This window comes from Palleronia abyssalis, from assembly GCF_900302445.1.
GTDB lineage: Bacteria > Pseudomonadota > Alphaproteobacteria > Rhodobacterales > Rhodobacteraceae > Palleronia > Palleronia abyssalis.
In genome coordinates this window covers 326,535-341,792 of record NZ_ONZF01000002.1, presented here as the reverse complement: position 1 = coordinate 341,792, position 15,258 = coordinate 326,535, and the positions used below count along the sequence as shown (strand labels likewise).

Here is a 15,258-nt window from a genome sequence, read left to right as displayed (position 1 = left end):
TGGACGACCTGCCCGGGTCCGACCTTCGTGACCTGAATCGATGGTCCCGGCGGGACGCACGAGGTTACCCCCGCCTCAAGTCGACGAAATCCTGCGCGATATCAAAGGGGAAGACGACCCTGGCCATCAAGACCATCACGGATGCGCCGTTGGAAACGCTGGGCAACACCCCGACCATCGCCCGGAACAGCTATATCCATCTGAAAGTCGTGGCACTGGCTGACCACCCGCACGCATACACTTACGCGGCGTCGCTGGCACTCCGCTGGGTCAGCAGCGCGTGGATGGTCGTGATGTCGCCGTTCGCCCGCAGGGTCGAACACAGGTCCGGATCGCGCAGCGTACGCGACACCGACGCGAGTGCCTTCAGATGATCGACGCCGGCAGTGTCGGGTGCGAACAAGCCGAAAACAAGGTCGACGGGCTGTCGATCCGCCGCCCCGAAATCCAGAGGTTTTTCCAGCTTCAGGAAAACGCCGCGAACCCGGTCGATCCCGCGCAAACGCGCATGAGGCAAGGCCACACCGTGACCCACGGCCGTCGGCCCGAGGCTTTCACGGTCCATCAGGGCATCGCAGGACGTCTCGGAACACAGGCCGTACACCTGACGGGCGATCTCCGACAGGGTGTTGAAGAGGCGCTTCTTGCTCGACATGGCGGGAATGACCCGAATGGCCTCGGGAACGAGGAGGTCGGACGAAATCATGCAAAACCCTGAAAAATTACGAGGTGGCGATCGCCACCCTCAGCCTGTCGTATTGGGGTCTATCCAGCCGACGTTCCCATCTTCGCGACGGTACACGACGTTGACCCCGCTCTTCTGCTTCTCGTTCCTGAAGACCAGAACCGGCGCCCCCGCAAGCTCCATCTGCATCACGGCCTCACCGACCGACAGGGATGGAATCGTCGTTTCCATCTCGGCGATGATGATCGGCTGCAAGCTTTCAGGTTCGTCGTCCCCACTGTCCTCCGTTGCGGCGAGGATATACGAAGAGGCCCCGGAAAGTTCAACAGGCTGTGGCCGTTCTTTGTGGTGATCCTTCAACCGCCGCTTGTAGCGTCGAAGTTGCTTTTCCATCTTAGTGACGGCCGCGTCGCACGCGGCATAGATGTCATGCTCCACCGCGCTGGCCTGAACCGTCAAACCGGTGGAAAGATGGACCACTGTTTCGCAGCAAAAGGCAGAGCCATCCTTCGAGAACACGACGAGCGCGTCGGTCGGCCGGCCGGGATACTTGCTGACCGCTGTCTCGATCTCGGACTGGACGTGCGATTGGAGGGCTTCGCCGATGTCGATCTGCTTTCCGCTGATCTGGTAGCGCATGAAATTTCCTTTCATCACTGGAACGCCGCCCGCCTTCCGCAGAAGATGCGGGTGGCAAACTGTCTAGTCTGGGATCGATCTGATGGATGCGCGTTCGTTTTTCGACACGTGAGAACGCCAAGTCCTTGTATGGACTTGCGGAAACGGACCGAGCGCGAGGCGAAAGTGCATCTCATCACCTTCGATTGGGAGCGAAAACCACCCAACCTGTCAAGCACAAGCGCGCAATTATCGCCAGAAGCCGCACTTGGGTTATCCCAAGGTGAACCCTTCGCCCAGATAGACCCGCTGTACATTCGCATCGGCGACGACCTCTTCACTGGTACCGCTCATCAGCACGCAGCCATCATGAAGAATATAGGCGCGATCCACGATGGACAGGGTCTCGCGCACGTTATGATCCGTAATGAGGACACCGATTCCGCGCTCGGTCAGATTCGCCACGAGAAAGCGGATATCGCCAACGGCAATCGGATCGACGCCCGCGAAGGGCTCGTCCAGAAGAAGGTATTTTGGATCGGCGGCCAGGCAGCGCGCGATTTCTGCCCGGCGCCGCTCCCCACCGGACAGGGCCAGGGACGGCGTGCGCCTCAGATGCGCGATGGAGAATTCCGCCAGCAGGGATTCGAGTCTGTCGTAACGCCTGTTCCTGTCCCGCTCGACCAGTTCGAGGATTGCCAGGATGTTGTCCTGTACCGACAAGCCCCGGAAAATCGACATCTCTTGCGGAAGATACCCGATTCCCATGCGGGCGCGGCGATACATGGGCAAAGTGGTCACCTCGCGGCCGTCGATCGACACGCGTCCCCCGTCGGGTGTCACAAGACCCGCGACCGAGTAAAAGCACGTCGTCTTGCCCGATCCGTTCGGCCCCAGCAGGGCCACGACCTCGCCCCGCCGCAACGACAGCGAGACATCCTTGATCACGGCCCTCTTTCGATAGCTTTTGCGGAGATGCTCGACCACCAGCCCGCCCGAGGGGTCGTTTCGGAACGTGGTGTCCCGCATTACTGGGTATCGGTCTGGATGACCGACCGGACCCGTCCCTCCATGCGGCCCTGCCCCGTCTCGAGGTCGACGGTCAGGCGCGATCCCGCGATGGCCGATTGTCCCTGAGTGACCAGAACGTCGTCGGTCATGACAATGCTGCCCGCATCGACGTCATAGACGGCCGTCTGGGCCTCGGCGGCCTCGGTCGGGGTGACCAGGGTGACGTTGCCCGTAGCATGCACCTCGTCGATCCGGCTTCCATCCCCTTGGGTATAATAAACCTGGACCGAGTTTCCCGTCAGCGTAATATCACCCTGCGTGGCGACGACGTTGCCGGTAAACAGCGCGTTTCCGGTATTCTGATCGACTTCCAGCTGGTCCGACACGATCTCGATCGGTTGCGAACTGTCCCGGTCGAGGCCCCCGAAACTTACGGTTGACTGTGCAGCGACAGAAAAGCCGAAGGCAACGAATATCATGGCAAGGCGCAGGGATTTCATGGCGGTTACTCCGAAGCGTTGGGGTCGTATATCACGCGAACGCCATCCGTGAAGATCGCAAGCGGCGTCCCGGCTCGCTGTTCAATGCGCATTCCGCCCGCTTCGATCCGCGTCGCAGGTCCGGTACCCACTACGGGTCCTGGCGAAACGATGTTCTTCGTGACGCCGTCGATCTTCAAAGCCTCACTGGCCAGCCGATACCCTTGTGAATCGATCACGTTCACATCCCCGTCGACCGCGACATCGCCGGTGTCAGCAAACAATCGTCCGTGCAATCCCGTCAACGTTACCTCGGCGCCTGAAACGCTTTGCCACGTGCCGCGAAGTCGGCTGGCCTCGACATCACCGCCATCATCAGTCGCGGGCTTTGCCTCTTCGGCCAGGAATTCAACCGACGCGCCGCCGTCCCCAACGCCGGAAAAGGAGGGGTTCGCGACGCGACCTTCGGTCAGCAAGCGGTCCAGCGTAACCGTATCCGTAATCGAGACACCGTTCGCGCCGCGGCGGTCAGCCACGAGAAACAGCGTGGACAGGATCGCCAAGGCGCTGAGGGGAAGGATGACCTTCAGCCGTGCCACCCATCTGGAATGGCTATTGTCGAAATGTCCGGATCGTCGCGGTGTCCTCATGGTCGCAATCTAATCGCCCCGCGGTCCCTGAAACAGGGGGCTCAATGGGCGAAGATGTCGATGTCGGGCCAGCCATCGAGGTCAAGCCGCGCCCGGGTGGGCAAGAACGCGAAACAACTCTGCGCCAGCGCCATCCGATCTTCCCGGTGTAGACGGTCGTTCAGGGCCTCGCGCAAGGCATGAAGGTGCAGAACGTCGGAAGCCGCATAAGCGATCTGGGCCTCCGAAAGCTCCGGGGCGCCCCAGTCGGATTGCTGCTGGTATTTCGAGATGTCGACGCCCAGAAGCTCTGTCAGCAACTGCTTCAGCCCGTGCCGGTCCGTATAGGTGCGGACCAGCTTCGACGCGATCTTGGTGCAGTAGACCGGCGCGGCCAGCGCGCCGAAGGTATGATACATCGCGGCAATGTCGAACCGGCCGTAATGGAACAGCTTCCCGACGTTCGGATCGGTCAGGATGCGTTCCAGGTTCGGCGCACGCGTCTGTCCCTTCGCCACCTGGATCAGATGCGCATTGCCGTCCCCGGCCGACATCTGCACCACGCAAAGTCGGTCCCGATGCGGGTTGAGGCCCATGGTTTCGCAATCGATCGCCACCGACGCGCCTAGGTCCAGATCGTCGGGCAGATCGCCCTGATATAGGTAGTTTGCCATGATCGGGATTTACCGCGTGCGGTCGGGCCGGGCAACGGGTCCTTCCCGTACGCCGGACTCCTTTTCGCAAAGAGAATGCGTCGAACGTTTCCGAACGCCCGACCGCCTAGAAAACAGGTTTGTTTGTCCGTGCGCACCAAAGGTCGATTTCCCGAAATCCAGTCCGCGCACCTTTTTCGACCTAAATGCAACGATGCCCCGCCCAACAGAGCGCTCGGCGTTCCGCAAAAAGGGGGCTAGCAGGGGCGGACCACCGCGGCATTTGAACGCGGCACCTTCACGCTGACCATCCGATCAAATTCCGTTCGGCAAGCGAAAGGCGGGATCGGCGTGACCATACAACGCCTCGCCAAGGTGGCGCTGGATACATCGCCCGCCCCGGCCCGTGCCCGCGGTTCATTTGCCACCCCCGCGGAAGCCGAATTCGCTTTGCGCTTGAGCCGAGGGGGGAATACGGCGAAAAACGCCCGGACCTTACGGCAGAAAGAGAGGCTCATGTCCCTGCTCCTGATCGTGCTCGTGCCGTTTCTTGGCGCCCTTCTTCCCGGCCTCATGGGACGTGCGGGGCGTCAGACCTGTGCCATGACCACGCTTCTGGTGACGCTGACGTCCCTGGTCGGCCTCATCTCTCAGGCGCCGGCTGTCATGTCTGGCGAAGTCGTCACGCAAAGCATCGTCTGGATGCCCGAGCTTGGGCTGAACCTGTCGCTGATGCTGGACGGGTTGGGGATGTTCTTCGCGGCGCTGATCCTGGGGATCGGGGTGCTGATCATCATCTACGGTCGGTTCTACCTGTCGCGCGACGACAACATGGGCGAGTTCTTCACCTACCTTCTGCTGTTCCAAGGGGCGATGGTTGGGATCGTACTGTCGAACAACGTCCTCGTCCTTCTGGTCTTCTGGGAGCTGACGTCCCTGTCGTCGTTCCTGTTGATCGGATACTGGAAGCACTTGCCGGACGGTCGGCAGGGCGCCCGTATGGCGCTAACCGTGACCGGTATGGGCGGTCTGGCGATGATCGGGGGCATGCTGCTTCTGGGGCGGATCGTGGGGTCCTACGACCTGACCGCCATTCTGGAAAATCGCGAGGCGATCCAGGCCTCTCCGCTGTATCTGCCGGCGCTGATCCTGATCCTGCTGGGCTGCTTCACCAAGTCGGCACAGTTCCCGTTCCACTTCTGGCTGCCGCATGCGATGGCCGCGCCGACGCCGGTCTCGGCCTACCTGCACTCGGCCACGATGGTGAAGGCCGGCATCTTCCTGTTGGCGCGCCTCTGGCCGGTGCTGTCGGGGACCGAGGCTTGGTTCTTCCTGGTCGCGGGCGCGGGTCTTGTGACCATGGTCATCGGCGCGGTCGTGGCCTTGTTCAAGGACGACCTGAAGGCGCTTCTGGCGTTTTCCACGATCTCGCATCTGGGGCTGATCGTATTCCTTCTGGGCACCGGTTCGTCCTATGCGGCCGTCGCGGCCGTGTTCCACATCCTGAACCACGCCACGTTCAAGGCGGCGCTGTTCATGACCGCGGGCATTGTCGATCACGAGGCCCATACCCGCGACATCAAACGGTTGGGCGGTCTGCGAAAGCTGATGCCGATCACGTTCTCGATCGCCGTAGTGGCGGGGCTGTCGATGGCCGGCATTCCGCTGTTCAACGGCTTCCTGTCGAAAGAGATGATGCTGGAAGAAGCCGCCCACACCACCATCTTCGGCCCGGATTGGCTGGTCCCCGCGCTTGCGACGGCCGGGGCGCTGTTCTCGGCCGCGTATTCCTTCCGGCTGATCGGACACACCTTCCTGGGCAAGGTCCGCGACGACTATCCTGCCAAACCGCACGATCCGGGCATCGGCATGTGGGGTCCGCCCGCTGTTCTGTGTGCCTTGGTCCTGTTCATCGGGGTCCTGCCCCAGTACGCCGAGCCGCTGGTCTTCTTCGTGGCCGAAAGCGTCATGGGCGAGGCGGGCGCCATCCCCGAGGGCTTGCACCTGAAGCTCTGGCATGGCGTTACGCCCGCCCTGATCATGTCGATCATCGCGGTCGGCGGGGGCCTGATCCTCTTGCTGCTGTATCGCCCGGCCGAATGGACGTGGAAGGTTCTGCCCGTTCCCTTTGCCAAGTCGATCTTCGACGGGATCATCGCGGGGGTCGTCGCGCTGGCGCGCGGAGTGATCCATCCCCTGCACGACGGCAGTTTCACCCGGTTCGCCGGCCTGTTCTTCGTCGCGGTCCTGGCGTTGGCCGGGCATGCCTGGCTGACGGGATCGGTCGCACCACCGACCCGCGAGGGCTTGCCGATGGGCGAGGTCGCAGTGGCGGGATGGCTTATGCTGGTCGTCTCTGCGCTGGCGCTGATCTGGTACCATCGCAACAGGTTGTTCGCCCTGATCCTAATGGGGATCATCGGCTTGATCGTGTCCATCGGCTTTGCCGTGTTCTCGGCCCCCGACCTCGCGATGACCCAGCTTTCGGTCGAGGTGGCGACGATCATCCTTTTGCTGCTGGCATTGAACTTCCTGCCGAATACTTCGCCTTCGGAGTCCACGGTCCTGAAACGCGTCGGCGACGGGGTCGTGGCGATTCTGGGTGGACTGATGGCCTTCGGCCTCAGCTATCATCTGCTGCTGCGCGATTTTGTGGCGCCGACGATTTCGGACTATCACCTCGAAAACAGCTACAAGGGCGGTGGCGGCACCAACGTCGTGAACGTGATCCTCGTGGATTTCCGAGGCTTCGACACGTTCGGCGAGATCATCGTCCTCGGCATCGCCGCGTTGGTCATCTATGCGCTGACGCAAGCGCTGATGAATGGGCCGGTGCGGGCCAAGTTGTTGAACCGTCGCCCGGACAAGGACCTGGCAGGGGACATGCACCCGCTGATGATGGTGGTCCTGACCCGCGTTCTGATGCCGATGGTGCTTCTGGTCGGCGTCTATATCTTCCTGCGGGGCCATAACATGCCCGGCGGGGGCTTCATCGCGGGCCTCGTGGTCGCGATCGGGGTTGTGATGCAGTACATGGCCAGCGGCTTCTACTGGGCGCAGGAGCGGCAGCGGTATCCCTATCACGGGATCATCGGCGCGGGTGTACTGATCGCCGGTCTGACCGGCATCGGCGCGTGGTTCACCGGATATCCGTTCCTGACCTCGTCCTTCACCTACATCCACATCCCGCCGCTGGAAGAGTTCGAGATCGCCAGCGCCATGGCCTTCGATCTGGGCGTGTTCCTCGCCGTCGTCGGCGCGGTACTCTTGTCGCTGGAAAGCTTTGCGCGCATGGCCCGGCGTGCCGACCAGAGAGAAAGCGAATACCCGATGGATATCGACCCCTCGCGCGAGGAGACGACCTGATGGAAATGCTCGTCGCTTCGGCCGTCGGCGTCCTGACGACGGTGGGCATCTACCTTGTCCTGCGGCTCAGGACCTTCCCCGTGATCGTCGGGGTGTCGCTTCTGACCTATGCGGTGAACGTGTTCCTGTTTGCGAGCGGGCGGCTTGCCGTGAACCACCCCCCGATCCTTCGCGACGAGGCGCTGAGCTACACCGATCCGCTGCCGCAGGCGTTGGTGCTGACGGCGATCGTGATCTCGTTTGGGATGACCGCGGTCGTCGTCGTGGTCGCCCTTGGTGCGTATCTGGGTAACGACAACGACCTGGTGAACGACCCCGACAACCCCGAAGACGCCATATCCAAGGAGCCCGAGGCATGAGCCACTGGGTCATCGCCCCGATCATCCTGCCGGCGATGCTGGCCGCGATCATCGTGCTGGTCGCGCGGTATCACAAGGTGGTACAACGCACCCTTTCCGTATCTGGGCTGGTCGCACTTCTTGGGATTGCCACAAGCCTTGCCTGGCGCGCGGCCGATGGCACCGTCACGATCTACCAGCTGGGCGCCTGGCAGGCGCCGTTCGGGATCGTCCTGGTGGCCGACAGGCTGTCGACCTACATGGTGCTTCTGACCGCGATCCTGGCGCTTCTGGTATCCCTCTATGCGATCGGGTCCGGCTGGGACCGGCGGGGACGCCATTTCCACGCGTTGTTCCAGTTCCAGATCATGGGGATCACGGGCGCCTTCCTTACGGGCGACATCTTTAACCTGTTCGTGTTCTTCGAGGTGTTGCTGATCGCGTCCTACGGTCTGGTCATCCATTCGGGCGGCGCGGTCCGGCTTCGCGCGGGAACGCAATACGTCCTCTACAACCTTCTGGGCTCGACCCTTTTCCTGTTCGCGCTCGGCACCCTCTATGCCGAGACGGGGACCCTCAACATGGCGGATCTGGCCCAGCGCGTGGCGATGATCGACCCTGCGCAATCGGCTGCGATCCGCGTGGCGGCGGTGCTTCTGCTGCTGGTCTTTGCGGTGAAGGCGGCCCTCGTCCCGCTGCATTTCTGGCTGCCTTCGGCCTATGCCGAAGCGCCAGGGCCGGTGGCTGCACTGTTCGCCATCATGACGAAGGTCGGGGCTTACGCGATCATCCGCGTCTATACCCTGATATTCCCCCCATCTTTGTCGCTGACCGAGGGGCTGCACGGCACTTGGCTGCTGCCGCTTGCGCTCGTGTCGCTCGCGCTTGGGATGATCGGAGTTTTGGCGGCGAAACGATTGGACCGGCTGGTGGCATTCTCGGTCGTGGGATCCATGGGTATGGTTATGACCGCCATTGCAATGATGACCGAAGACGGAATGACCGCCGCCCTTTACTACATCGCGCACTCGACCTTCGCGACGGCTGCGCTGTTTCTCCTTGTGGACCTCATCCAGCGCGGCCGCCGAAGCCATGGCACCCGGCTGGAGGCCGCGCCACCCATGGTGGGCGGTCCGCTGATTGCGGGCATGTTCTTCGTGGCGGCCATCGGGATGACGGGTCTACCCCCGCTTTCGGGCTTTCTGGGTAAGCTGTTGATCCTCGACGCCGGCTTTGCATCGCCTTTGATCGCATGGATCTGGGCAGCGGTTCTGGGGTCGTCGTTGATCGCGGTGCTGGGCTTTGCACGGGCAGGGTCGACCGTCTTCTGGAAAAGCGGCGAGGTGGCGCGGGGCCTGCCCGAAGCGTCCGAGCCGGCGGACGAGTCCCCGCCCCCGGTTCTTGCGTTGGCTGCTGTTGGCAGTTTCGTCGGGCTTCTGGCGTTGCATACCGTGTTCGCCGGGCCGATCACCAGTTACCTCGGCGCAACGTCCGAACAGCTTTTCGCGCCAGAGCCCTATATTTCGACTGTACTCGAAACGCCCGGCAAGGAGATTTCCTATGACGGCGGCGAAGGGGATCACTGATGTCGCGCCTGTTCCGCTTCCTGCTGCCGCATCCGATGCTGTCGTTTCTGACCGCGGTGGTCTGGTGCTTGCTGATCAATTCGCTGTCGCTCGGCACCGTCGTTCTGGCCGCGTTCCTAGGGATCGTCGTCCCGATCCTGACCTCGCCCTACTGGCCGAACCGTCCCGCGGCGCCGAAGGTCGGCAAGCTGATCGTCTATGTCGCACTGGTTCTGTGGGACATCTTGATTGCCAATATCGGCGTCGCCTACATTGTTCTCTTCCGGTCGAACCAGAAAATGCGGTCCCGCTGGGTGGTCGTTCCGCTGGAGCTGAAGTCCCCCGAGGCGATAACGATTCTGGCTGGGACAATCACGCTGACGCCCGGAACAGTCTCGGCTGACCTTTCGGACAAGGGGCGTTACCTGTTGGTTCACGCGCTGGACACGGCCGATCCCGAGGAAGAAGCAAAAGAGATCAAGCATCGCTATGAACGCCGCCTGAAGGAGATCTTCGAATGACCGTGACGGGTATTCTTGATATCGCGCTGATCATCGCCTTCGTCAGCGCCAGTTTAGCGCAAATCATCGCAATGATCCGCCTTCTGAAGGGACCCTGCACTGGCGACCGCATTCTGGCCATCGACACGATGACGGTGAACGCCATCGCGCTGATCGTTCTTCTGGGCTTGGCGGGCGGGACCGGCCTTTACTTCGAAGGGGCCCTTCTGTTCGCCATGTTGGGTTTCGTATCGACCGTGGCCTATGCGCGCTTCGTCCTGCGCGGGGATATCATCGAATGATCTGGGATATCGTCATCTCCGTATGCCTCGTGATCGGGGCGATCTTCACGTTTGTCGGCTCAATCGGGCTTCTGAAGCTCGATACGCCGATGAAGCGCGTCCATGCCCCGACCAAGGCCAGCACGCTGGGGGTCGGGTCCCTGCTTCTGGCCTCGATGATCCATGCCTTCGTCTACGAAGGCGGATCGCTGCACGAATTGCTGATCATGGCCTTCCTGTTCGTGACCGCGCCCATCTCTGCAAATTTCATTTCGAAGGTTAACCTGCATCGCGAGGACGTGGATCCGACGCCACCGCCGCCGGGGGACCGCACGTGGTCGACTTTCGACACCGGCCCCGCCGATGTCGGAGAGCCGCATCACATCGACTAGCCCAACAGCGCCTCGATCTCGGTCCTCGCTGGCATCGACGGCGCGGCCCCAGCCCGGGTGACGGAAATCGCGGCCGTAGCATTCGCAAAGCGCAGAGCACGATCCATCGGCATCCCTTCCGCCAGGGCGACAGCCAGACCGCCGTTGAACGCGTCGCCCGCGCCCGTCGTCTCGATCACCGGGCCGGCGGACAGCCCGGGCACGTGGGACACGGCATCGCGGCCGACATACAGCGCCCCGGCTTCCCCCATCGTGACGATGGCGGCGCCCGCGCCCTGATCCATAAGGTTTCGGCCTGCCGCTTCGGCGCTTGCGATGTCGGTCACGCGACCGCCCGTCAGACGCTCGGCCTCCGACTCATTGGGTGTGATGAGATCGCACAGCCCCAGCATTCCATCAGGCAGATCGGTTGCCGGCGCGGGGTTCAGGATGGTTCGCACCCCAGCATTTTGGGCGATCTCAAGCGCGCGAAAGGCCGCGTCCAAGGGTTGCTCGAGCTGGCAGAGGAAGATTGTCGCGCTGCTGATCGCCTCGGCCCAACCTTCAACATCCGCGACCGAGATCTGCCCGGCCGCACCGGGTGCGACGATGATGGAATTGTCGCCGGACGCGCTGTCTACGAAGATGAACGCCGCCCCGGTCGGGTGTTCCGGATCGGACAGACCCGCGAAGGTAACGCCAGCCTCCCGCCAGGTGTCCAGGGCCAGCTGCCCGAACGTGTCCTTTCCGATCCGCGACAGAAATGCGACCGATCCCCCGGCGCGTGCAGCCGCCACCGACTGGTTCGAGCCCTTGCCGCCGGGGTTCAGAGCAAAGCTGTCGCCCAGGATCGTCTCCCCCATCGCTGGCATGCGGGCCGCGCGATAGGCGGTATCGGCGGCAAAGATCCCCAGAATGGCTACGTCGTGCGTCATGATACCCTCCCCTTCGGCGAGGGCGATCTAAGACGGTTCGGGGGGCAAACGAAAGGGGCGCGTCGGTTGACCCGACGCGCCCCGCTTCTGTCGTTCGTTAAACGGTTCAGAGGTGCGGGAAGATCTTGTCCGGCGTGGCCGGGTAATCGTACACCCGCACACCGCAGGCATTGTAGATCGCGTTCGTCACAGCGGCACCCGCGCCGGAAAGACCAAGCTCGCCGATCCCCTTGGACTGGATCGGATTGGCGTAATCATCCCGCTCGTCCACGAAGTGAACCTGAAGGTCCGGGACATCCAAGTTCACCGGCACGTGGTATTCGGCCAGATCGTTGTTCACGATATGCCCGGTTCGCCGGTCGTGCTGGATCTCTTCGGTCAGGGCCGAACCGATGCCCCAGATCTGGCCGCCCCAGACTTGGCTTTGCGCGGTCTTGGCGTTCAGGATCCGCCCGGCCGCCATCGAGGCGAGCATTCGACGGACACGAACTTCGCCCGTTACGGAATTGACCGCGACTTCCGCGAAATGCGCGCCGAAGCCTGCCTGTGCGACATCCTGATCACCAGGCTCGATATGACCTTCTTCGGAAATTGGGCCCTCCAGCAATTCTGTTAACGGACGACGATTGTTGCCACCCGTTGCCACGCCATCTTGCAGGCGCAATTCCTCGGGGCTGCACCCCAGACGGTCGGCGATCTTTGCCCGGATCGCCTTTGCGCCAAGGAAAACCGAGGACCCGGACGAGGACGCGCCCCACGAGCCGCCCGAACCGGACGCCGTCGGCAGGTCGGTATCGCCCAGTTCCACCGTCACCTTGTCCGTGGGCAGCCCCAGCATCTCGGCCGCGATCTGCCCCAAGATGGCATAGGTTCCCGTGCCGATATCGGTCATGTCGGTTTCAACCAGGGCCGTACCGTCAGGGTTCAGCGTCACCCGGGCCTTCGATTCCATCAGGATATTCGTCCGGGCAGCCGATGCGACGCCCATACCGATGAACCATTCCCCTTCGCGCCGCTCCTTCGGGCTCTTGCGCTGGGACCAGCCGAACTTCTCGGCCCCTTCTTCAAGGCACTGGGCTAGCGACCGCGAAGAATAGGCATTGCCATTCTCGGGGTGGGTGTCGGGAATGTTGCGCAGGCGGAATTCGACCGGATCGATGCCCGCAACCTCGGCAAGTTCATCGACCGCGTTTTCCAGCGCCAGCATGCCCACGGCCTCGCCCGGCGCGCGCACAGAACCGCTGGCCGAGCGGTTCAGGACCGCCGTGTACTGGCCATAGCGCCGATTCTCGCCGCCATAGAGGAAGTGCGTAGCCGTATCGACAGGCTCGGCGAAAGGTTCATCGGGAAGGTTCGTCTGCCAGTTCTCATGACCGACAGCCGTCATCTTGCCATTGCTATCGGCCGCCAGACGGACACGCTGGCGCGTCTGGGTGCGCAGGTTAATCATTTCGAACACGTTGTTGCGGTGCAAGACGACGCGGACCGGGCGACCCAGATGGCGCGATGCGACGGCCGCAGACACGCTTGCCGGGTCGATCCCCAGTTTCGAGCCGAAACCGCCGCCGACATAAGGGGACAGCAGACGCACGTTCGCCGCGTCGATGCCAAGAGAGTCCGCGATTTCGTTACGGTTGTAGCCCAGCATTTGAAGCGATGCGCGGACCGTTACCTTGTCACCGTCCCAGCTGGCCAGCGCAGCGTGCGGCTCCATCGCAGCAGAGTTGTGGGGCGGCGTGGTATAGGTCGAATCCACGGCGAAGGCCGCTTTCGCGATCGCATCATCGAGGTCGCCCTGATCCTGCGAGCTGCCTTCCTTCCAGTCCGTCACCGCGTCAAAGTCACCGGCAACGTCGTCGTCGCGGGTGTAGTCGACCTTCAACGACTCGGCGATATGACGCGCCTGCTCGAAGGTCTCGGCGACGACGACTGCGATCGGCTGGCCCAGATACTGGATTTCATGCTCCAGCTGGACGGGGTTCGTGTTCATCGTCCCCTGCGCCGAGTTGCGCACCATGTGGTCGGAATAGACGCCCAGGAACCCCGGCATGTCCTTCACCGAGTCCGCGTCGATCTTGTAGCTGCCCTTGGGAATGCCGGCGCGGACCATGAAGCCCTGCGCCATGTTCTCGGCCTTCCATTCGGCGGCATAGGTCGCGCGACCCGATACCTTGAGCGGTCCTTCGGGGCGGGGCATCGGCGTGCTGATGACGCCTTGCCCGGTCTCGTCCAGCAGCCGCGGCTGGACCTTGTCCATCTTCAGATGCTCGGTCATTGGGTCGCTCCGGTCAGTTCGCCCAGCACGCTTTTCAGCACGCGGCGGGTCAGGGGGATCTTGAAGTCATTTCCGCCGTAGCCCTTCGCATCGGCCAGGAGGATATCGGCCGCCTTCTCGAACAACGCCTCGGACGGGGCTTCGCCGATCAGGGTCTGCTCGACCTCGGTATCGCGCCAGGGACGGGGCCCGAGGCCACCGAACGCCAGCGCCGCATCGGTGATCTTGCCGCCATCCGTGTGGACAACTGCTCCGACAGAGACCAGCGCGAAGGCATAGGACGACCTGTCGCGCACCTTGCGGTAGACATGCTTGCCCTTGGGCGCATCGGGCAGGTGGACCGCGACGATCAGGTCGCCGGGTTCAAGGGCCGTTTCCTCGTGCGGGGTATCGCCCGGAAGCCTGTAGAGCTCGTCCAGCGTCAGAAGCTGGATTTGCCCGTCGGGCTTCTCGATCTCGACGCGGGCATCCAGCACGCGCATGGCGACCGCCATGTCGGACGGGTGGGTCGCGATGCATTTGTCGGACGTGCCCAGAATGGCCAGGATGCGGTTTTGCCCCTCCATGGCCATGCAGCCCGAACCGGGCTCGCGCTTGTTGCAGGGCTGGGTGGTGTCATAGAAATAAGGGCACCGCGTGCGCTGCAACAGGTTGCCGCCCGTGGTCGCCTTGTTGCGCAGCTGGCCGGACGCCCCGGCCAGAAGGGCGCGGGACAAAACACCGTAGCGTTCGCGGATCAGGGGATCGGCCGCCAGGTCCGAGTTTGACACCAGCGCGCCGATGCGCACCGAGTTCTCGGCTTCCTCGATCTCGGTCATGTCCAGGCGGGTGACGTCGACCAGCTTGGTCGGAGTCTCGATCTGGTGCTTCATCAGGTCCAGCAGGTTGGTCCCGCCGGCGATGATCCTTGCGGCATTGTCGTGGGCGTCGCCATGGCTGGCGGCGCGGACGTAATCGAACGGTTTCATTCTGCGGCCTCCTCGATGGTGCCTTCGTCGGGGGCGGCTTCGCGGATCGCGTGGCAGATACCGGGATAGGCCGAGCATCGGCACAGATTGCCCGACATCCGCTCCTTGATCTCGGCCTCGGTGAAGTCCGGTGCGGTGCCCAGATCGTCGGTGACGTTGGACGGCCAGCCCATGTTGAACTCGGCGATCATGCCCTTGGCCGACATGATCTGACCGGGGGTGCAGTAGCCGCACTGATAGCCGTCGTGCTTGACGAAGGATTTTTGCAGCGGCGAAAGGGATCCGGGTTCGCCCAGCCCTTCGATCGTGGTGATCTCGTCGCCCTCGTGCATCACGGCAAGCGTCAGGCAGGAATTGATCCGGCGACCGTTCACCAGAACCGTGCACGCGCCACATTGCCCGTGATCGCAGCCTTTCTTCGATCCGGTCAGGTCCAGATGGGTACGAAGCGCATCCAGAAGCGCCACGCGCGGGTCCACATCGAGGGACCGCGCTTCTCCGTTAACATTCAAAGTAATTTTCATAGCTGACCCCAAGGTTGGCATTATCCGCTCAAGAGGTCTTGGTGGGACACGGTTCCTGTC

At 62.7% G+C, this 15,258-nt stretch carries 16 protein-coding genes; 6 read left to right on the top strand and 10 right to left on the bottom strand.

Annotated elements, in window-relative coordinates:
• Positions 1-241: 241 nt before the first annotated feature.
• The 6 genes from PAA8504_RS05380 to PAA8504_RS05355 form a co-directional block, all read right to left on the bottom strand.
• Positions 242-706, bottom strand: coding sequence for a PTS sugar transporter subunit IIA (locus PAA8504_RS05380; protein ID WP_108893132.1), 465 nt, complete (start codon positions 704-706; stop codon positions 242-244).
• Positions 707-745: 39 nt separating this feature from the next.
• Positions 746-1,324 (bottom strand): ribosome hibernation-promoting factor, HPF/YfiA family, encoded by a 579-nt coding sequence (gene hpf / locus PAA8504_RS05375; protein ID WP_108893131.1) that lies wholly within the window; start codon positions 1,322-1,324, stop codon positions 746-748.
• A 252-nt stretch (positions 1,325-1,576) separates the two neighbouring features.
• Positions 1,577-2,332, bottom strand: coding sequence for an LPS export ABC transporter ATP-binding protein (gene lptB, locus PAA8504_RS05370; protein WP_108893130.1), 756 nt, complete (start codon positions 2,330-2,332; stop codon positions 1,577-1,579).
• Complete coding sequence (lptA, locus tag PAA8504_RS05365; RefSeq protein ID WP_108893129.1) at positions 2,332-2,814, bottom strand: lipopolysaccharide transport periplasmic protein LptA; 483 nt, start codon at positions 2,812-2,814, stop codon at positions 2,332-2,334. Before lptA ends, lptB begins: the two co-directional genes overlap by 1 nt.
• A gap of 5 nt (positions 2,815-2,819) precedes the next feature.
• Positions 2,820-3,443, bottom strand: coding sequence for an LPS export ABC transporter periplasmic protein LptC (gene lptC / locus PAA8504_RS05360; RefSeq protein WP_108893128.1), 624 nt, complete (start codon positions 3,441-3,443; stop codon positions 2,820-2,822).
• A gap of 41 nt (positions 3,444-3,484) precedes the next feature.
• Entirely contained in the window at positions 3,485-4,096 is a 612-nt protein-coding gene (locus tag PAA8504_RS05355) for a ribonuclease D (protein ID WP_108893127.1), read from the bottom strand.
• Between the two features lie 495 nt (positions 4,097-4,591).
• On the opposite strand from PAA8504_RS05355, the gene PAA8504_RS05350 reads away from it, so the two are divergent.
• Genes PAA8504_RS05350 through PAA8504_RS05325 form a run of 6 tightly spaced genes read left to right on the top strand, consistent with a single transcriptional unit; the run spans position 4,592 to position 10,517 of the window.
• Positions 4,592-7,441 carry a monovalent cation/H+ antiporter subunit A gene (locus PAA8504_RS05350; protein ID WP_108893126.1) on the top strand — a complete coding sequence of 950 codons (2,850 nt, stop codon included), beginning with the start codon at positions 4,592-4,594 and terminating at the stop codon, positions 7,439-7,441.
• Complete coding sequence (locus tag PAA8504_RS05345) at positions 7,441-7,800, top strand: Na+/H+ antiporter subunit C (RefSeq protein WP_108893125.1); 360 nt, start codon at positions 7,441-7,443, stop codon at positions 7,798-7,800. Before PAA8504_RS05350 ends, PAA8504_RS05345 begins: the two co-directional genes overlap by 1 nt.
• A complete protein-coding gene (locus PAA8504_RS05340; RefSeq protein ID WP_108893124.1) occupies positions 7,797-9,365 on the top strand; it encodes a monovalent cation/H+ antiporter subunit D in 1,569 nt (522 codons plus the stop codon). The genes PAA8504_RS05345 and PAA8504_RS05340 overlap by 4 nt, the downstream gene beginning before the upstream one ends.
• The gene (locus PAA8504_RS05335) at positions 9,365-9,865 is read left to right on the top strand and encodes a Na+/H+ antiporter subunit E (RefSeq protein WP_108893123.1); all 501 of its coding nucleotides are present in this window, start codon (positions 9,365-9,367) and stop codon (positions 9,863-9,865) included. The genes PAA8504_RS05340 and PAA8504_RS05335 overlap by 1 nt, the downstream gene beginning before the upstream one ends.
• The gene (locus PAA8504_RS05330) at positions 9,862-10,146 is read left to right on the top strand and encodes a K+/H+ antiporter subunit F (RefSeq protein WP_181375703.1); all 285 of its coding nucleotides are present in this window, start codon (positions 9,862-9,864) and stop codon (positions 10,144-10,146) included. The genes PAA8504_RS05335 and PAA8504_RS05330 overlap by 4 nt, the downstream gene beginning before the upstream one ends.
• On the top strand, positions 10,143-10,517 hold the full coding sequence (locus PAA8504_RS05325; protein WP_108893122.1) for a Na+/H+ antiporter subunit G: 375 nt from the start codon (positions 10,143-10,145) through the stop codon (positions 10,515-10,517). Before PAA8504_RS05330 ends, PAA8504_RS05325 begins: the two co-directional genes overlap by 4 nt.
• Here PAA8504_RS05325 and rbsK read toward each other — a convergent pair.
• From rbsK to PAA8504_RS05305, 4 genes are all read right to left on the bottom strand, one after another.
• Positions 10,514-11,431 (bottom strand): ribokinase, encoded by a 918-nt coding sequence (gene rbsK, locus PAA8504_RS05320; RefSeq protein ID WP_108893121.1) that lies wholly within the window; start codon positions 11,429-11,431, stop codon positions 10,514-10,516. The two genes, PAA8504_RS05325 and rbsK, sit on opposite strands and share 4 nt — an antisense overlap.
• 106 nt (positions 11,432-11,537) lie before the next feature.
• Entirely contained in the window at positions 11,538-13,706 is a 2,169-nt protein-coding gene (locus PAA8504_RS05315) for a xanthine dehydrogenase family protein molybdopterin-binding subunit (protein ID WP_108893120.1), read from the bottom strand.
• The gene (locus PAA8504_RS05310; protein WP_108893119.1) at positions 13,703-14,674 is read right to left on the bottom strand and encodes an FAD binding domain-containing protein; all 972 of its coding nucleotides are present in this window, start codon (positions 14,672-14,674) and stop codon (positions 13,703-13,705) included. The genes PAA8504_RS05315 and PAA8504_RS05310 overlap by 4 nt, the downstream gene beginning before the upstream one ends.
• The gene (locus PAA8504_RS05305; protein ID WP_108893118.1) at positions 14,671-15,198 is read right to left on the bottom strand and encodes a 2Fe-2S iron-sulfur cluster-binding protein; all 528 of its coding nucleotides are present in this window, start codon (positions 15,196-15,198) and stop codon (positions 14,671-14,673) included. Before PAA8504_RS05305 ends, PAA8504_RS05310 begins: the two co-directional genes overlap by 4 nt.
• Positions 15,199-15,258: the final 60 nt, after the last annotated feature.